This window comes from Bradyrhizobium sp. Ken64, assembly GCF_055807555.1.
Genome location: NZ_JBVVPA010000024.1, coordinates 24,281 through 38,896 on the forward strand (window position 1 = coordinate 24,281; position 14,616 = coordinate 38,896).

Annotated in this window: 15 protein-coding genes and 1 tRNA gene; 9 read left to right on the forward strand and 7 right to left on the reverse strand. The window is 65.2% G+C overall.

Annotation, left to right across the window (positions count from 1 at the left end; all coding sequences use genetic code 11):
- Positions 1 to 89 precede the first annotated feature (89 nt).
- The 5 genes from AC0L2F_RS29785 to AC0L2F_RS29805 all read left to right on the forward strand — a co-directional run bounded on the left by AC0L2F_RS29785 (position 90) and on the right by AC0L2F_RS29805 (position 4,929).
- On the forward strand, positions 90 to 1,265 hold the full coding sequence (locus tag AC0L2F_RS29785) for a zinc-dependent alcohol dehydrogenase (RefSeq protein WP_007611391.1): 1,176 nt from the start codon (positions 90 to 92) through the stop codon (positions 1,263 to 1,265).
- Between the two features lie 12 nt (positions 1,266 to 1,277).
- The gene (locus AC0L2F_RS29790; RefSeq protein WP_007611395.1) at positions 1,278 to 1,817 is read left to right on the forward strand and encodes a hypothetical protein; all 540 of its coding nucleotides are present in this window, start codon (positions 1,278 to 1,280) and stop codon (positions 1,815 to 1,817) included.
- A 27-nt stretch (positions 1,818 to 1,844) separates the two neighbouring features.
- Positions 1,845 to 3,449, forward strand: coding sequence for an alpha-amylase family glycosyl hydrolase (locus tag AC0L2F_RS29795; protein WP_473250830.1), 1,605 nt, complete (start codon positions 1,845 to 1,847; stop codon positions 3,447 to 3,449).
- A gap of 143 nt (positions 3,450 to 3,592) precedes the next feature.
- Positions 3,593 to 3,772: a CsbD family protein gene (locus AC0L2F_RS29800; protein ID WP_007603181.1), complete on the forward strand. Its 180-nt coding sequence runs from the start codon at positions 3,593 to 3,595 to the stop codon at positions 3,770 to 3,772.
- On the forward strand, positions 3,769 to 4,929 hold the full coding sequence (locus tag AC0L2F_RS29805) for a DUF305 domain-containing protein (protein ID WP_473250831.1): 1,161 nt from the start codon (positions 3,769 to 3,771) through the stop codon (positions 4,927 to 4,929). Before AC0L2F_RS29800 ends, AC0L2F_RS29805 begins: the two co-directional genes overlap by 4 nt.
- Before the next feature lie 11 nt (positions 4,930 to 4,940).
- Here the strand turns inward: AC0L2F_RS29805 and AC0L2F_RS29810 are convergent, their stop codons facing one another.
- From AC0L2F_RS29810 to AC0L2F_RS29820, 3 genes are all read right to left on the reverse strand, one after another.
- Complete coding sequence (locus AC0L2F_RS29810) at positions 4,941 to 5,549, reverse strand: cysteine hydrolase family protein (RefSeq protein WP_473250832.1); 609 nt, start codon at positions 5,547 to 5,549, stop codon at positions 4,941 to 4,943.
- 293 nt (positions 5,550 to 5,842) lie between these two features.
- Positions 5,843 to 5,927, reverse strand: a tRNA-Leu gene (locus tag AC0L2F_RS29815).
- 185 nt (positions 5,928 to 6,112) lie between these two features.
- Entirely contained in the window at positions 6,113 to 6,355 is a 243-nt protein-coding gene (locus tag AC0L2F_RS29820) for a FliM/FliN family flagellar motor switch protein (RefSeq protein WP_007603171.1), read from the reverse strand.
- 80 nt (positions 6,356 to 6,435) lie between these two features.
- Here AC0L2F_RS29820 and lipB point away from each other — a divergent pair, with 80 nt between their 5' ends.
- Together lipB and AC0L2F_RS29830 are read left to right on the forward strand one after the other, a co-directional pair.
- Complete coding sequence (lipB, locus tag AC0L2F_RS29825; protein ID WP_007611402.1) at positions 6,436 to 7,182, forward strand: lipoyl(octanoyl) transferase LipB; 747 nt, start codon at positions 6,436 to 6,438, stop codon at positions 7,180 to 7,182.
- A 198-nt stretch (positions 7,183 to 7,380) separates the two neighbouring features.
- Complete coding sequence (locus AC0L2F_RS29830; protein ID WP_473250833.1) at positions 7,381 to 8,094, forward strand: DNA helicase; 714 nt, start codon at positions 7,381 to 7,383, stop codon at positions 8,092 to 8,094.
- 61 nt (positions 8,095 to 8,155) lie between these two features.
- Here AC0L2F_RS29830 and AC0L2F_RS29835 read toward each other — a convergent pair whose 3' ends face one another.
- On the reverse strand, positions 8,156 to 8,578 hold the full coding sequence (locus tag AC0L2F_RS29835; protein WP_007611404.1) for a tautomerase family protein: 423 nt from the start codon (positions 8,576 to 8,578) through the stop codon (positions 8,156 to 8,158).
- Between the two features lie 112 nt (positions 8,579 to 8,690).
- Here AC0L2F_RS29835 and AC0L2F_RS29840 point away from each other — a divergent pair, with 112 nt between their 5' ends.
- On the forward strand, positions 8,691 to 9,545 hold the full coding sequence (locus AC0L2F_RS29840; RefSeq protein ID WP_007611408.1) for a LysR family transcriptional regulator: 855 nt from the start codon (positions 8,691 to 8,693) through the stop codon (positions 9,543 to 9,545).
- 151 nt (positions 9,546 to 9,696) lie between these two features.
- Complete coding sequence (locus AC0L2F_RS29845) at positions 9,697 to 11,217, forward strand: PAS domain-containing sensor histidine kinase (RefSeq protein ID WP_007611409.1); 1,521 nt, start codon at positions 9,697 to 9,699, stop codon at positions 11,215 to 11,217.
- 8 nt (positions 11,218 to 11,225) lie between these two features.
- On the opposite strand, the gene AC0L2F_RS29850 is transcribed toward AC0L2F_RS29845, so the two are convergent.
- From AC0L2F_RS29850 to AC0L2F_RS29860, 3 genes are all read right to left on the reverse strand, one after another.
- Entirely contained in the window at positions 11,226 to 11,525 is a 300-nt protein-coding gene (locus tag AC0L2F_RS29850) for an acylphosphatase (RefSeq protein ID WP_007611410.1), read from the reverse strand.
- On the reverse strand, positions 11,522 to 12,388 hold the full coding sequence (locus AC0L2F_RS29855; RefSeq protein WP_473250834.1) for an isocitrate lyase/PEP mutase family protein: 867 nt from the start codon (positions 12,386 to 12,388) through the stop codon (positions 11,522 to 11,524). Before AC0L2F_RS29855 ends, AC0L2F_RS29850 begins: the two co-directional genes overlap by 4 nt.
- A 167-nt stretch (positions 12,389 to 12,555) precedes the next feature.
- Positions 12,556 to 14,571: an acetyl-CoA carboxylase biotin carboxylase subunit gene (locus AC0L2F_RS29860; RefSeq protein WP_063995995.1), complete on the reverse strand. Its 2,016-nt coding sequence runs from the start codon at positions 14,569 to 14,571 to the stop codon at positions 12,556 to 12,558.
- Positions 14,572 to 14,616: the final 45 nt, after the last annotated feature.

Sequence of the window (14,616 nt, forward strand, 5' to 3'; positions counted from 1 at the left end):
CCGGTGCGGCGCAAAGATTTTGCACCGTGCGATAGCAACCATCGTTCGTTGTTCGACTTGGATGCCTCGTAGCTCGCGGGAGGACAGAGATGAAGGCGCTGGTCTGGCACGGCAAGGAAGATATTCGCTGCGACACCGTCACCGATCCTGAGATTCAGGATCCGCGCGACGCGATCATTAAAGTCACGAGCTGCGCCATCTGCGGCTCCGACCTGCACCTCTTTCACAACTACATTCCGGGCATGCTGCCCGGCGACATCATGGGCCACGAGACCATGGGCGAAGTGGTCGAGGTCGGCTCAGGCGTCGACGGCAAGCTGAAGAAGGGCGACCGCGTCGTCGTTCCCTTCACGATCATTTGCGGCGAATGCGACCAGTGCAAGCGCGGCAATTTCTCGGTCTGCGAAACCACCAATCGCAAGCGCCATCTGGCGGACAAGGCGTTCGGACACACGACGGCCGGCCTGTTCGGCTACACCCATCTGACCGGCGGCTATCCCGGCGGCCAGGCCGAATATCTGCGCGTGCCGTTCGCCGACGCCACCCACATCAAGGTGCCCGACGGCATTCCCGACGAGAAGCTGCTGTTTCTCAGCGACATCTTCCCGACCGGCTGGCAGGCCGCCGCGCAATGCGACATCGAGCCGACCGATACGGTCGCGATCTGGGGCTGCGGTCCCGTGGGACAGATGGCGATCCGCAGCGCCATCCTGCTCGGCGCCAACCAGGTGATCGCGATCGACTGCCTGCCCGAACGGCTCAGCATGGCCGAAGCCGGCGGCGCCACCACCATCAACTTCGAAACCGAAAGCGTCCTGGAGCGGCTCGAGGAGCTCACCGACGGTAGAGGCCCCGAAAAATGTATCGACTGCGTCGGGATGGAGTCGCATGTGATGGCCTCCCTGCCCGACACGCTGCTCGATCGCGCCAAGCAGATGGTCATGGTGGAGAGCGACCGGCCGCATGTGCTGCGCGAGATGATCTATGTTTGCCGCCCTGGCGGCATCATCTCGGTGCCGGGCGTGTACAGCGGATTCTCCGACATGCTTCCGATGGGCGCCTTCATGAACAAGGGCCTGCAGATGCGCACCGGCCAGACCCACGTCAACCGCTGGACCGACGACCTGCTCCATCGCATCGAGGAAGGCCAGATCGATCCGTCCTTCGTCATCACCCACACCGTCCCGCTCAGCCAAGGCCCCGAGATGTATCAGGTGTTTCGCGACAAGCGCGACTCCTGCGTCAAGGTCGTGCTGAAGCCCTGAGGAGCAAGGCCCATGTTTCATTTCTCCAACATCGTTCGCACCAAGGGCGATCCGAAAATCGTCGAGGGTGGCCCGAGCCTGAAGCGGCCCGAAGACCAGCTCGCCCGCGCACTCGGCTGGTTCAGCATCGGTCTCGGCGTCGTTGAATTCTTCGCGCCGCGGCGCGTCACGGAAACGCTGGGCATGGAAGGTAGCGAGACGCTGGTCCGTGCCTTCGGCGTGCGGGAAATCCTTGCCGGGGTCATGACCCTCTCGGTCGAGAAGAACGCCGGCCTGTGGGCCCGCGTCGGCGGCGACGGCCTCGATGCCGCCGCGCTGCTCTCGGGCATGACCGCGGACAATCCCAAAAAGGGCAATATCGCGCTGGCGCTGCTGATGGTTGGCGGCATCGCGATGCTCGACTACCGCGCCGCGCAAGACACCAAGCCGCAACGGCCGCCGCGCGATGCCCGACGCAAGCTGTATCCGAACCGCAGCGGCTTTCCCAAGGGCATCGAGAGCGCCCGAACCGCGGCCAAGCAGATCGCAGCCCACGCGGCGGCACGGACCTGAGGACGCACGACGAGGTGATGCAAGGCAATGAGCGAGGCGTCCCGTGACGAAGGTGCGTGGTGGGAATCCGCCGTCATCTACGAAATCGCACTGATCTCGTTCCAGGACTCGGACGGCGACGGCAAGGGCGACCTCGCCGGCCTGACCTCGCGCATCGACTATCTGAAATGGCTCGGCGTCGACGCGGTGTGGCTGACGCCGATCTACAAGAGTCCGTTCCGCGACCTCGGCTACGACATCTCCGACTACTGCTCCATCGACCCTGCGTTCGGCAGCCTCGAGGCGTTCGACCGCCTGCTCAAGGCCCTGCACGCCGCGGAGATCCGCGTGATCCTGGATCTCGTGCCCAACCATACTGCGAACGACCACGCATGGTTCGTCGAGAGCAGCAGCTCACGAAACAGCGCGAAAGCCGATTGGTACATCTGGGCCGACGCGGCCGAGAACGGCGGCCCGCCCAACAACTGGCTAAGCCGCTTCGGCGGCAGCGGCTGGGAATGGTGCGAGGCGCGGCGGCAGTATTACTATCACTCCTTCCTGGTCGAGCAGCCCGATCTGAACTGGCGCAACCCGCAGCTGCGCGCCGCGATCGCCGATGTCATGCGCTTCTGGCTCGATCGCGGCGTCGACGGATTTCGCGTCGATGCCAGCGCGGTGCTGATCAAGGACGCGCTGCTGCGCGACAATCCGCATAACCCGCAAGTGAAAGGCAAGCCGCCGCCGCAGCGCCAGACGCCCGTCTTTACCGACGATCGGCCGGAGACGATGGATTGCATCGAATTCATCCGCGAGATGATCGACGGTTATCCTGGGCGGATGTTGTGCGGTGAAGTCCAGGGCAAGACCGACCGCATCGGCCACTTCTACGGCAACGACCGTCCGCGCCTGCATCTGCCGCTCAATTTCGCGCTGCTGGACTCGCAATGGGACGCGCTGTCCCTGCAAGCAACGATCGATGCGTATTTCAACGCTATCCCGGATCATGCTTGGCCGGTCTGGGTGATCGGTGGCCACGACAAGCAGCGGATCGCGAGCAAGATCGGCGAGCCGCAAATGCGCGTGCTGGCGATGCTGCTGCTGACGCTGCGGGGAACGCCGTTCTTCTTCATGGGCGACGAGATCGGCCGCAAGCGCGTTCCCATTCCGGCCGACCGCGTCCGCGATCCCTTCGAGAAGCTCGTGCCGGGGTATGGCCTTTGCCGCGATCCCGAACGCGCGCCGATGCGATGGGATGACAGCAGCAATGGCGGCTTTACCACCGGCGATCCATGGCTGCCGCTGGAGCCGCCCGACGGCGCGACCAACGTGGCCACGCAGCAGCGCGATGCGCGTTCGATCCTGGCGCTGTTTCGCGCGCTCATGACGCTGCGGCGCGAGCACGCGTGCCTGCGCCACGGCGGCTACGAGCCGCTACGCTCGCAGAACGACGTTCTTGCCTACAGGCGGACGGATGGCGGCAGGGAAATTCTGGTCGCGCTCAACATCGCCGCCGAGCCGCGGAAATGGCATTGGCAAGGTCGCGGCCGCCTGCTGATGTCGACGCATCTCGACCTGCCGTCCGAGCCGTTGCCGGGCGCCACCATCCTGCTCCGCGGCAATGAAGGCGTGATCATCGAACTCGAGCCAAGATGACGGCCGAGGAACCATCCGCGGGTCAGCGCGTCTCATCAACGCTTCCGACGTCCCCCCTGCCGGAGGCTGAATAGAGGAAACCGCGGCCCCGGCGCTCATCCCCTTCAAGCGCCGGCGCCGCGGCGTGAGCCTGGAGGCAGACCATGAGCAAGACCAAGGGCCTCGGTCAGCGGATCGCTGGCAAGGCGAAACAGGCCGTCGGCGAGATCGTCGGCGATCAGGATCTCCACGAGGAAGGCAAGGAGCAAGCCGAGCGCGGCCGGGACGAACAGAGCAAGCCGAGCGAGCTCAATCCGTTGAAGAAACTCAATCAGCTGACGTGAACGCCGCCGCGCCGTCAACCATTTCCAGTTCAATTCGTCCCGGTGATGAAGCCGCCTCACGGCGACGCTCGCGCTGGATCGCCGCTGCCGAACTCGGCCTGATCAGCAGCACCTTCTCGACCATCGTCAGCCAGCTCTTCGCCGCGCGGATCGGACGCGATGCCGCCGTCGACTGGATGACGGTCGCCGCCATCCCCGCGCGCGATTGGGCGATAAGCGCAGAGCCGTCGTGGAGCGCGATCCTTGCCGGGATCGCCTTCCACCAATGGGCGGACTTCTCCTGGGCGGTGGTCTTCTTCGGCCTGCTCGGGCGCTGGACCGCCGACCTGCGGCCGCTGGCGATCCTGCTGCTCGCCCTGCCCTGGGCCGTGTTCTCGTCAAGCATGGAATGGTTCGTGCTGGTGCCGCTGTTTCCGTTCTGGCAGCCGCTGTTCACGCTGCAGCAGCCGTACTGGATCGGCCTGCTCGTCCATGGCTCCTCCGCCGTGATGTATCCCCTGTTCGCCCGGTTGCGCTGGAGACGAGGCGCGGCACCCGCGCGCGATGTTCGCTTCACCAATGCCTGGACCACCGGCGCGCTGGCTTTGATCGCACTGCTCGGAGCGACCGCGTTGTTCGGCAGCCATGGTTACGAGCCGCCATGGATGGGCCGCGACAGGGACGCGGACCAGACTTACATCCGTCATATGACCGCGCATCACGCCCAGGGCATCGACCTGGCGCGGATCGCCGCGGAGCGCGCGCAGGACCCGCATCTGAGAAAGCTGGCGATGCTGATGGTCGCAAGCCAGACCGGCGAGAACCGGATTTTCGAGACCTGGTGGCTGAGCTGGTTCGACACCGAGATGCCCGATTGCAGCTCGGACGAACGTGCCGCCATGCCGGGCTTCCTGACACAGGCCGAGATGCGACAGGTCAAGGCCGCGCCGGCGGACCAATTCGACACGCTGTTCGTCGAGACCATGAGCAAGCATCACGCCGGCGCGGTCAGGATGGCCGATCAGATGTGGCATAGCGGCGGCGATCTGCGCCTGCGTGTGATGGCCCACGCCATCCGCCACGAGCAGCAGGGCGAGATCGCACTGATGCACGACGCCAGCGGCATTGCCGCCGTCGCCACCGCCTTCCGCAACATGCTCGCGGACAACGTCAACTGAGCCAATCGTCCCTACTCCCGCCAGAACTCCGCCAATTCCTCGGCGGTCATCAGATCGACCTGGCCGTGAAAGCGGGTGCGGTACATCGTCATGAGCGCATCATGGCCGACGTCGGACGAGCTGCACAGCGCATCCTCGACGATAACGACCCGAAAGCCGAGATCGACGGCGCTCAGGACCGTCGAGAGCACGCAGACGTCCGTCTCTGCGCCCGTGATCACGACTGTGCCGACATTCTTGTCGATCAACAGACCGGCGAGGCCGGGATTGCTGAACGCCGAATAGGCCGGCTTGTCGATGACGGCAGCCGGCGGAACGAAGCGGCCCAGGGCCGGCACAAGCTCGAGACCGGATGGCGGCAGATGCTTGCGGGTCGCCTCTTGCCAGCGACGAAAATAGCGCTGCCACTGTCCGGGCCGATCCTCCGGGTTCTCGGGCGTGATAAATCGCGTGAAGATCGTTCTGGCCTGATGGCGCGAAACGATCGAGGCGATCGTCGGCAACACTCGCGCCATCCATGGCGTCTCCCAGAGACCGCCCGGAGCGAAGATGTTCTGCATGTCGATGCACAAGTGAACGGCGTCGCCGATGTCGGTCACTTCCGACGCGCTGTCTCTCATCGTCCTTCACCGTCTAACCATAGCCACGCGCCGCAGCCGGCATTTGCGCAGCGACCTCACCGACTGCAAATGCGATCCCGACGATCATCGTTCCCCATCACGCGCGATCCAGCCGCAGCGCCGAATCGAACAATGCCGGCGCCATGGAATGAGGACGATCATCGCTTTATCGGAACGGTGCTCGGGACCCCGGCTCACGTCGGCAGCGCCATTCGGGCCCTGCGCAGCAACTGCGCAGCCACGCCCCCGGAGGGCATCAATAACCAAGGAATATCAATACCGAGGTGGCCAAATGGTGCGCTCGGAGGGACTCGAACCCCCACGATTTTACTCACTGCCACCTCAAGGCAGCGCGTCTACCAATTCCGCCACGAGCGCTTTTGGGGATGCCGGCCTGAGGCTTGAAGGCCAACCGGATCAACGGCGCCGATCTAACAAATCCGTCAGAGGGGTACAAGCCTCCAAAGGCCCTGAATTCCACAAGCTTGGCAGGAAAGTTCCGGCTCCTCGCGCCGGGATCGGCCTTTTCCGCCTGCCCGGGCCGCTACCGTATGCCCAGGCCGCTACCGCGTGCCCGGGATACGTGGCAGCATCTGCTTGACCTCGACCGCGATCCGGTTGCGGTCGACCAGCACGACGCCGGAGGCGACCGGCAAATTATTGGCCAGAACCTTGACCTCGTCGGCCTCGGTTGCGTCCAGCTCGATGATGGCGCCGCGGGAAAGACGTAATACCTGATGGATCGGCATGGTGGTCGTCCCGAGGACGACCATGAGATCCACGGTGACTTTGTCGAGAGTAGGCACTGCAGCACCACCGCAACTTGGGACTAGGACTAGGGACTTGATATTTGCACCTGGGATCATCACCCGGTTATGGTTAGCCAATGGTTAATTCACCCCAAAACCCCCGCCAAAACCAGCGTCAAGAGCTCGATTTGACGGCGTTTTCCGCCTCCTCCGGCGAGCCCGTGGAGTGGCGGATTTCGGACGCGCCCGTGCCCTATCCGGAGGCCGTGGCCGAAATGGAGGCGCGCGTCGCGGCGATCGCAGCGGGTGAAGCTCCGGAGCTGGTCTGGCTGCTGGAACATCCCCCACTCTACACCTCCGGCACCTCCGGCAAGGAATCCGACCTGCTCGATGCCCGATTCCCGATCTTTGCCACCGGGCGCGGCGGCCAGCTCACCTACCACGGGCCCGGCCAGCGCGTGGCCTATGTCATGCTCGACCTGAAGCGCCGGCGGCCGGACGTCCGGGCCTATGTCGCGAGCCTGGAGGAGCTGATTGTGCGGACGCTCGCCGCCTTCAACATCCGTGGCGAGCGGCGCGAGGACCGGGTCGGCGTCTGGGTGAAGCGGCCCGACAAGGGACCCGAGCACGAGGACAAGATCGCGGCGATCGGCGTCCGACTGAAGCGCTGGGTCTCGTTTCACGGCATCGCCATCAATGTCGAGCCGGAGCTGTCGCATTTCGCCGGCATCGTGCCCTGCGGCGTCGCCGATCCCCGCTACGGCGTCACCTCGCTGGTCGATCTCGGCCAGCTCGTGACGATGTCCGATGTCGACGTCGCGCTCCGGCAGGCCTTCGAGGAGCTGTTCGGGCCGACCCGGGCGCTGATCCCGGAAGCCGTCTAACGCTTTCTGTAGAGCGCCCCGCCTCTATCGTTTTCCGCCAATGCGGAATCGGCTAGGCTCGATTCCGGTGTCGCCCACGCCTCCCCCCTCCGCCGGGAAAGCAGATGTCATGCCGGGCGATTTGATCTTCGGACCGACTGTTCGAGCGCCAGGCATAAGGAGGGGTTGCGTTTCAGCTCGCAATGGGAGGTTTTTGCGATGAGACTGTCTGCACCCATCTATCATCTGAAGCGAAGAGCGAAGCGTCTGTCCCGCGAGGAAGGCATCCCGCTGCACGATGCGCTCGATCGCATCGCCGCGACGGAAGGCTTTTCCGCCTGGAGCATGCTCGCGGCGAAAGCGGCCGCAGCGAGCCCGGCCAACAGGTTTTTCCCGCAATTCCAACCGGGTGACCTCGTGCTGGTCGGGGCGCGCCCCGGCCAGGGCAAGACCTTGATGAGCCTCGAGCTTGCGGTGGAGGCGATGCGGTCGGGCCACCGCGCTGCGTTCTTCTCGCTCGAATACACCGAGAAAGACGTTCTGGATCGCCTTCGGAGGGTCGGCGTAGACCCGGCGCAATTCGAAAAGCTCCTCGAGGTCGATTGCTCCGACGCCATCAGTGCCGATTACGTCGTCAAGCAGATGGCCGCAGCACCGCGCGGCACGGTCGTGGTGATCGACTATCTGCAACTGCTCGACCAGCGGCGTGAAAATCCCGACCTCACCGTTCAGGTGCGCGCGTTGAAATCATTCGCGCGCGACAAGGGATTGATCGTCGTCTTCATCTCGCAGATCGACCGCTCCTATGATCCCTCGCTCAAACCCTGCCCTGACCTGGACGATGTCAGGCTGCCGAACCCGCTTGATTTGAAGCTGTTCGACAAGACCTGTTTCCTGAACAAGGACGAAGTTCAGTTTCGCATAGCGAGCTGACGATCAGGAGGCCCAACCGGTTCAGGCCGCGGGTGAGATCGTTCACCCGCGGCCTCCCTCCTCACGCCTTCTCGGGGGAAACCTCGAGCTTGCCGGCGATGTAGCGCCGCTCCTGGGTCAGGCCGCCAAAGCCGTAGGCGTCGCCCTTGACCTCGTCGACATGCAGATAGGTCTCGTGATGCAGCGGACCCAGGATCCCGGCCATGCGCTGGAACATCGCGGCGAGATAGGCGGCCTTCTCGTCCTTGGTATTGGTGCCTTCGCTGACGTGGATGTCGATCCAGTAGCTCGCGAGCTTCTGCTCTGCGAGCGACTTGCCGCCGGCGAACCAGTCGCCCGCCTCGACCGGTTTCACGATGATGGCGGTGACCTCAGGGTCCTTGTGCAGGATTTTTGCGGTGAGTTCGGACACGGCGCTCGCGATGTCGGCCTTCAGCGAAGGCGACTGGCGGGAGGTGGTGTAGGACACGGTGATCAGCGGCATGGTCGTTCTCCTCGGATGTCGCGCAGGTGTTGCGCGGCGTTGATGAGAAGCTAGACCGACCCTCGACATTTTGGTATCTTATCTCTGTTGATACCAGTGATAAGATATCATAATGACAGCAACGCTCGACATCGCCACTGTCCAGGCCTTCCTGCTGGTCGCCGACCTCCAGAGTTTTACGCGCACCGCCGAGGTCCTTGGCACGACCCAGGCGGCCGTCAGCCTCAAGCTGCAACGGCTGGAAACGCTGCTCGGCAGGCGCCTCGTCGAGCGCTCGCCGCGCGCGGTCCGGCTCACGGCAGACGGCGCGACGTTCCTCGATCGCGCCCGCGCGCTGATCGCGGCACATGACCGCGCGCTGTCGGGCGAGGCCTCGCTCGCGCAGTCGCTCTCGCTCGGCATCTCCGACCATGCCGCGGGGCCGGAGCTGGTACCGCTGCTCGAACGCCTGCATGCGATGTCGTCGAACCTCACCCTCGCCGTCACCATCGGCTTCTCACGCGAGATGCAGGAGGCCTATGATTCCGGCCAACTGGATGCGGTGATCGTGCGCCAGGAAGGCAGCCGCCGCGGCGGCGAGAGGCTGGCCGAGGACGAATTCGGCTGGTTCGCGTCAAGACGCTTCACCGTGCCAAAGGGGCAGCCTTTGCCGCTCGCAACCCTCGCTCCGCCCTGCGGCGTCCGCGCCATCGCCGTGCGCGCGCTCGACAAGGCCGGCCTCACATGGCGTGAGCGTTTTGTCGGCGGTGGCGTCACCGCCGTGGTCGCGGCCGCACTTGCCGGACTTGCCATCGCACCGCTGGCGCGACGGATCGCACCTCCTGGGCTGGTCGACATCGGGCCAGTCCAGAAGCTGCCAAAACTCGGCAGCTCCAAGGTGATGCTGCATTCGAAGGTCAGCGATCCCGCAAAGCTTGCGGCGCTGCGCGCGGTGGCGGCGACGTTCCGGAGCGCGGCGGCGGTCTGACGCCAGACCGGTTTACAAGATCGCCTAACGCTGCGAGCGTCCGCTAGCTTGCGCCCTGCATACGGGCCCGCAATATTGCCTAAAAAGGTTCCAAATCTTCGGAACAATCCGCCACCTACCGCGTTTGCCCCGGTTAAGGCAGGGTCCGGGAATGATCGAGAAGTCTAGTCAGCAGAGGGATTTGTTCGAAAGCGAACGCAGTTTCCGCCTGTTGGTTGAAGGGGTCGCGGACTACGCCCTGTACATGCTGGATCCCACCGGGAGAATCACCAGCTGGAACATCGGCGGCGAGCGCATCAAGGGCTATTCGCCCGGGGAGATCCTCGGCCAGCACTTTTCCCGTTTCTACACCGAGACCGACCGCGCCAACGGCAAGCCCGCCCGTGCGCTCGGGATCGCACGGGAAAAGGGCCGCTACGAGGAGGAAGGCTGGCGCGTCCGCAAGGACGGCACCTTCTTCTGGGCCAGCGTCGTGATCGATCCGATCTACGAGGCCGGCGAGCTGGTCGGCTTCGCGAAGATCACGCGCGACATCACCGAGCGCCGCAATACCCAGCTCAAGCTCGAGGCGATGCAGAAGCAGCTCGCCGAATCCCAGAAATTCGATGCGCTCGGCCAGCTCACCGGCGGGGTCGCCCACGACTTCAACAACCTCCTGATGATCATCAGCGGCAGCCTCCACATGCTGAAACGAGGGGCCAACGACGACGCCAAGCTTCAGCGCGCGATCTCGGCGATCGAGACCGCTACCAAGCGCGGCGCGGCGCTGACCAACCAGCTCCTTACGTTCGCGCGGCGGCAGAGCGTCAATCCGCAGGCGATCGACTTCGCCGACCGCATCGCGGCGATCCGCGAGGTGCTCGATGCCGGCGTCGGCAGCTCCGTGCGCCTGGCCTTCGACGTCAGCGACGACGTCTGGCCGATCAGGACCGACGTTTCCGAGCTCGAGACCGCGCTGCTCAACCTCGTCATCAATGCCCGCGACGCGATGCCCGACGGAGGCACGGTGACGATCGCAGCGCGCAATCTCGTGCTCGACGAGGATCCCCTCGTGGGCGAATTCATCGCGATCGACGTCAGCGATACCGGCCTCGGTATTCCCTCCGACGTTCTCGACAAGATCTTCGAGCCGTTCTTCACGACCAAGCCGATCGGAAAGGGCACCGGCCTCGGTCTCTCCCAGGTGCACGGCTTCGCCCATCAGGCCGGCGGCACGATCCGGGTCGCGAGCGCGCTCGGCAAGGGCACGACCTTCACCATCCTCCTACCGCGCGGAGAAGACGAGCCATCGCGCGAGGCGGCGGGAGAACCGGCGTTCCAGGGCAGCGGCACGGTGCTGCTGGTCGAGGACAATCCGGACGTCGCCGCCGTCAGCATCGGTCTTCTGGAGCAGCTCGGTTATCAGGTGCGTCGCGTCGCGGACGCCGAAGCCGCCTTGAGCGAGATCGAGAAGAACGGCGTCGACTTCGTGTTCTCGGATATCGTCATGCCCGGCAAGATGGACGGGCTCAGCCTCGCCCATCACCTCCGCCAGATCCGCCCCGGCCTGCCGATCCTGCTCGCCACCGGCTACAGCGAAGTCGCCGCAGGCGTGCGCGGCGATTTCCCGATCCTGCGCAAGCCCTACGAGATCCACGAATTGAGCGAGGCAATCGCCAAGCTGCCGCGGTGATTCTTTAGCTACACCGTCGGCAACACCGAAAACGCCTCGCCTGCCCGGCGCAAGTTCAGCTCATCGGCGTCGGCCGTCTCGCTGGTGACGCTGTCGACGCGCGAGGACGGCGGGCCGTGGCGGCACAGCGCCACCATGTCGGCGACGTGCTTCGGCGGCCCTGCGAACAGCGCTTCGACGCTGCCGTCGCGGCGGTTGCGGACCCAGCCTTCGAGACCGCACGTCGTCGCCTGGTACTCGAGCCAGGCCCGGTAGCCGACGCCCTGCACGCGGCCGCGGATCATGACCTGGAGGATCGCCCGGCTCATTGTTGCAGTCCGAGGACGTCGGCGCTCCGCGCCTTGACGTCGGCCTCCCGCGTGATGCGGCTGGTCAAGTCCGATGACGGGAGGCCTTTGAGATTCTTCGGCGCAGTGCCGTCGCGCAGCGCCTTCTGTGTCTCGTAGACGGCCTGTGTTGCGGCCGCGATCGGCGCGTGGCCCTGAAGCGCGATGCGCACGCGCTGGCCAGCGAGGTATTCGAGCACGTTCAACTCCTCCGGCGCGCCGCCGAGCACGATCGGCAGATGCGTGGCGGATGCGACCGCCTCGAGCTCGGCGCGCGACTTGATGCCGGTGAAGAACAGCGCGTCGACGCCGGCGGCTTCATAGGCCCTGGCGCGGCGGATCGCATCCTCGATAGAGGTGATCGAGGCCGCACCGGTGCGCCCCATGATGAAGAGCGAGGGATCGCCGCGGCCGTCCAGTGCCGCCTTCATCTTGCCGACGCCCTCCTCCAGCGAGATCAGCTGCGTCTTCGCTTCGCCGAAGCCAGCCGGCAGCAGCGTGTCCTCGATGGTGAGGCCGGCGGCGCCCGCCATCTCCAGCTCCTGCACCGTGCGGCGCACGTTGAGCGCGTTGCCATAGCCGTGATCGGCATCAACCAGCACCGGCAGTGCTGCCGCACGCGACATCCGTCGCATCTGCTCGGCGAGCTCGGTGAGCGTGATCAGCGTGATGTCGGGGTCGCCGAGTACCGCGAGCGAAGCCACCGAGCCGCCGAACATGCCGAGCGGGAAACCGAGATCCTCGGCGATGCGGATCGAGATGGCGTCGTAGACCGAGCCGGGATGGACGCAAGTCGCGCCCGACAGGATCGATCGCAATTTTTCGCGGCGGGAACGAAAGGCCATGGTGATGTCTCGGTTAGTGCGAATTGCGTCCCCGCCGTCGTCCTGGCGAAAGCCAGGACCCATTACCACAATTGGATATGGTGGCAGAAAATGACGGCCACCATCGCCATCAACAACTACTCCCTGGGGCAATGGGTCCTGGCTTTCGCCAGGACGACATTGGGCCCCTATGCAAATTCCAAAATCAGCGCATCCACCGCGAGCGTCGAACCGGCGCTGGCGTGGATCTTCTTCACCGTGCCGTCCTGCTCGGCGCGCAGCACGTTCTGCATCTTCATGGCTTCGACCACCGCGAGCGTCTCGCCGGCCTTGACCTCCTGCCCCTCGGTCACCGCGATCGAGACCACGAGACCGGGCATCGGACAAAGCAGCTTCTTGCCGGTGTCGGCAGCCGTGGTCACCGGCATCAGCCGCGCCGAGGCAGCTTCCGCTTCGGTCCAGACATAGACCGGCACCTCGACGCCCTGATGCGCGAGGCGGATGCCGTTTGCGATCGGGCGCACCTGCACCGCCACGAGGTGCCCGTCGATGGTGCCCTGCCAGACCGGATCGCCCGGCTTCCACGGCGATTGCAACAGATGCGCATTGCCGGCCTTGCCGTCGGCATCGACGAAACGCACCGCGACCGCCTCGCCCTCGCGCGCGATCTCCAGCAGGATCTCCTGGCGCTCGAGCCAGACCGCACGGCGCCGCTCGCGCTGCACGATGCGGCCGCCCATCTGACCGGAAATCTGCCGCTTGCGCTCGCCGAGCACGTGATCGATGGCGGCACCGACCGCGGCAAGCCGCCGTGCGACCTCGCCCTCCGGCACGCGGACGGCAAAGCCCCTGGGGAATTCCTCGGCGATGAAGCCGGTGGAGAGCCGGCCTTCGCGCCAGCGCGGATGATGCATCAGCGCCGACAGGAACGGGATGTTGTGACGGATACCGTCCACGTAGAACGAGTCCAGCGCGGTGGCCTGCGCCTCGATCGCGGCCGCGCGTGACGGCGCGTGGGTGACGAGCTTGGCGATCATCGGATCGTAATGGATCGAGATCTCGCCGCCCTCCTGCACGCCGGTATCGTTGCGCACGGTGATGCCGTCCTGGCTCGCTTCCGCCGGCGGACGGTATTTCACCAGGCGACCGATCGAGGGCAGGAAGTTGCGGAACGGGTCCTCCGCGTAGAGGCGCGACTCCACGGCCCAGCCGGTCAGCGTGACGTCCTTCTGCGCAATGGCGAGCTTCTCGCCGGCGGCAACGCGGAGCATCTGCTCGACGAGGTCGACGCCGGTGACGAGCTCGGTGACGGGATGCTCGACCTGGAGGCGCGTGTTCATCTCCAGGAAGTAGAAGCTCTTGTCCTGCCCCGCGACGAATTCGACGGTGCCGGCGGAGTCGTAATTCACGGCCTTGGCGAGTGCGACCGCCTGCTCGCCCATCTTGCGGCGGGTGGCTTCGTCGAGCAGCGGCGACGGTGCTTCCTCGATGACCTTCTGGTTGCGGCGCTGGATCGAGCATTCGCGCTCGCCGAGATAGATCACGTTGCCGTGCTTGTCGCCCAGCAGCTGGATCTCGATGTGGCGGGGATCGACGATGAACTTCTCGATGAAGACCCGATCGTCGCCGAACGAGGCCTTGGCTTCGGCCTTGGCGAGGTTAAAACCCTCGGCGACCTCGGAGGTCGAATGCGCGATGCGCATGCCCTTGCCGCCGCCGCCGGCGGAGGCCTTGATCATCACGGGATAGCCGATCTCGTCGGCGATCCTGACCGCGTGCGTGGCGTCCTCGATGACGCCGAGATAGCCGGGCACGGTCGAGACTTTTGCCTTCGCGGCAGCCCTTTTGGATTCGATCTTGTCGCCCATCGCCGCGATCGCGCCCGGGTTGGGGCCGATGAAGACGATGCCGGCCGCCTCCAGCGCGCGCGGAAACGCCTCGCGCTCGGACAGGAAGCCGTAACCGGGATGCACGGCCTCGGCGCCGGTCTTGCGGCAGGCCTCCACGATCTTCTCGATCACCAGATAACTCTCGGCCGCAGCCGGCGGGCCGATCAGCACGGCCTCGTCGGCCATCTCGACATGGAGAGCGTCGCGGTCGGCCTCGGAATAGACCGCGACCGTCTGAACTCCCATGCGGCGAGCGGTCTTGATGACCCGGCAGGCGATTTCGCCGCGATTGGCGATCAGAATGCGTTTGAACATGCTTTTCTTGAGTCTCGACCTTGGGCGGGACCCTTCCCTGGCCGT